This window comes from Acetobacter tropicalis (assembly GCF_001580915.1).
In the GTDB taxonomy this organism is placed as follows: domain Bacteria; phylum Pseudomonadota; class Alphaproteobacteria; order Acetobacterales; family Acetobacteraceae; genus Acetobacter; species Acetobacter tropicalis.
The window spans coordinates 1-3,124 of the sequence record NZ_LHZQ01000097.1; the positions used below are offsets into that span (position 1 = coordinate 1).

The window sequence follows — 3,124 nt, forward strand, 5'->3', positions numbered from 1 at the left end:
GCTGATTCATGAGCCAATCCCTCAAATCACGACATGCGGAATGGAATCATACAGAGAGACCCAAAACCAGTGGGTTTTTCGAACCCTCCACGTATTTACGCAACAAAGCCCCATTCACCCCAAAAATCTACTACATGCGCACAGATCTCATTAACTGACGACACGTCAGTAGTTAAATTATTAATAAAATCAAATATTCATAATTAATGGTACAGAACTATAAAATTTACCATGTTTCTCCATTAGACATTCTATGCCATTTGTTTTTTTCTATACAAAAATAAATATAAGATGTATCCATTTCCACTTCTCCTTTTTTGCATATAGCTGTACTGCTTGCAGGGGTTCCTATAGGAATCAATAATTTTTTAAAAGATGCTGTGCCGATAGTATTCAGATTACCATTTGAATCAAAGATAGACATGATGTCACCATTTAATGAGGACCTTGTCGAAAACGTATTCGCTGTAATATTTTTTGAAACGGTAAGATTGCCTTTTTGTATAAAATCCCCTGAGGAGCGCAATTGACTATTACACTGTAATTTATTGCTTCCAGATGGAGATGAACATAAGGACACGCCACCTAAATTCCCTGCTATGTTAAAACCAATTGCCCCCATATTTTGAGTTTTAGTATCAACATATGGAGATACGCCTTGTGTGCCGTCTGCAGAAGCTCCAAAATATAACTCAGTTCCCCAAACCCCATTGGGACCATTTTTTCTTTTATGTAGGTATGAAGATAACCGAATGTTATTTTCTGAATCAGAAAAAGCATCATTTTCAGCCATTAAAAAGTCTGGTTGAGTGTAGGAAACTCCTGCATTGCCATGAAACATAAAAGAGGAAGATTTTATACCCCAAGCATTTGGACCAAGCCCAAGGTTTAGAATTGTTGGAAAATTCATGGCATCCATTCGAATGACAAAGCTATCGGCGGAAGGGGCATTTCCTCCAACTTCAAAATTCATTAGTTGGGCCGCATATGTACCTTCTGGATAATCACTTCCAAAATCTAATTCTATAAATCCTGCACGGTGTACAAAAGAGTTAGGACGAGATTCTTGAGAAAGATCAATACGCCAATTTGCATTGCCAACCGCTGATACACCCCCTATGCCGACTATAGGCCGACCATAATTTGTCCATAATGTATCTAAAAAAAATGTAGATGGCACTTGTCCTAAATTTCCATTCCCAGATCCGGGGACAGCCCAACCAGAAACAGAAATATGCGTTGGATCATCTACTTTTTCGATTATAGAAGCATAATAATTAACATTGGGAAGATTTAATACTTTAGAAAAAATGGGTTTTGGTATGTTTTTGTCAATAGAATTTGAAATTATATACATACCCTGATGTATTCTACTCATTTGAGAAATTGTCAATGGTTTTTTTAATGTGACATTATTTGCGTCATAGGATAAAACATCAAGAACCATATCGGGCAACCTGTTTTCTACGCCATCATAAAATGCATTAGAATCTGCTACACCGTAAGATGCTATGCCATTGGGTCCATTAGGCCATGCTGTATTCAGGCCAGGCATACTATGAGTTATAGATCTAGTGGTGTCCATTACACATAGTAGACATCCTTGCCCCGCGTTTCCATCTCCCATCCCAATAATATTTAACTGACCGTTATTATTATAATTAATATATTTTGATGAATCGTCTAAAAAACCACCTATTAAAACAGAATTTGGCTTCATTGATTCCCAATAATTAACATTAATTAACCTGTTTTTTTTTGTTAAAACTATTAAATTATCTTCTTTTGTATTATCAATTAGACTTTGAGAGTATGATGTGTCTGATATAATTAGAAAAATAGAAGCTAAAAGTATTTTTTTATACATTTAATTTTTCCTTAAGAAAATGGAGAGTTCTAAAAACCTTCTTTTGCGGCCAGATAGCAATCGTAACTCCTTAATATTGCTACCACTCGAAAATTCAAAATAGAAGTTTTTCTAATCCTCCAAATAGAGGATTAGAAAACCTAGAGGGATCTAAAGACCCTCCTTTCTCGCTTACATCAGCATCATAACCCCTATTTTGATTTTTCCTATAGTAGCAATATCAATGGGTTATGATTTTATACGGGTGGGAAAAGGGGTTTTTCGAACTCTTCAATCAACAATTATTTGACTCCTCAGCCTTTTGGATAAAAAGTTCTACATTTTCTGACATAATTAACGGTAAAAAATCGTCAATTTTTTCGTCTTCCCAATCCCACCACTTTATTTGCAATAACTTATTTATTATATGCTCGCCAAACCTAAACCTTAGCAGTTTAGCTGGGTTTCCGCCGACAATCGCATAAGGAGGAATATCTTTAGTTACGACAGAACCAGCCCCTATTACGGCACCACTCCCTATTTTCACACCGTTCATAATAAAAGCAGATTTACCAATCCACACATCATTTCCAATGGTAGTTTTTCCTTTGGAAGTATGATCCAAAATATCCCCTAAAAATCTCCACTGCTCATTCCAAATTGTTTTAAATGGATACGTGCTTGCAAAATTCATGTTATGGTTTGCAGCTACAATAGAAACACCGACTGCTATAGAACAAAACTTACCAATCACAACTTCCCCATGAGGCCCATCTATTATATCGGGGATTCCATATGTATGGTCGCCTATCTTCATATGAGGATAGGCGTCTTTTGTGGGAGAAAATTTTTTCGGTCTATATTCCTTACTGGGTGACTCAAAACAAAATTTTATGTTCTCTGGATCATCTAAAAATTCCCCTTTTATTATACACTTCTCATCACTACTGTATACAAATTGTAATTGCGCTTTTAATATTTTATTAATATCATATAAATACAATACATCTTCTTTTAAAGACCAATAAAATTCATTGGGATGTTTATATCCTCTTATTTCTCCATTATATTTAAACTTGAAATAATCCGCAGCCTTATAACCGTTAACAAAAAAAATCCAATATCGGCTCATCAAAACATTCCGTAAACTCATAATCTTTTCCTTTCAATGAAAATTAGAGTGGGTAAATAGTTGATATAGAAAGTCGTGTTGTTTTTAAATATATTTTTTAAAAAACTTGGAGGGATCGAAGAACCGTTGGTTGATGCGCTTGGCTC

The 3,124-nt window shown here is 35.1% G+C and carries 2 protein-coding genes; both read right to left on the bottom strand.

What is annotated here, in order from left to right; translation table 11 throughout:
* Nucleotides 1-226: 226 nt before the first annotated feature.
* Nucleotides 227-1,867 carry a hypothetical protein gene (locus AD944_RS16555; protein ID WP_146881271.1) on the bottom strand — a complete coding sequence of 547 codons (1,641 nt, stop codon included), beginning with the start codon at nucleotides 1,865-1,867 and terminating at the stop codon, nucleotides 227-229.
* Nucleotides 1,868-2,141: 274 nt separating this feature from the next.
* Nucleotides 2,142-2,999, bottom strand: coding sequence for a CatB-related O-acetyltransferase (locus AD944_RS17535; RefSeq protein WP_061474651.1), 858 nt, complete (start codon nucleotides 2,997-2,999; stop codon nucleotides 2,142-2,144).
* Between the last annotated feature and the right edge of the window lie 125 nt (nucleotides 3,000-3,124).

Coding starts and splice junctions, on each gene's coding strand:
- AD944_RS16555 (WP_146881271.1), bottom strand. CDS start 1,867: ATGTATAAAAAAATACTTTTAGCTTCTATTTTTCTAATTATATCAGAC.
- AD944_RS17535 (WP_061474651.1), bottom strand. CDS start 2,999: ATGAGTTTACGGAATGTTTTGATGAGCCGATATTGGATTTTTTTTGTT.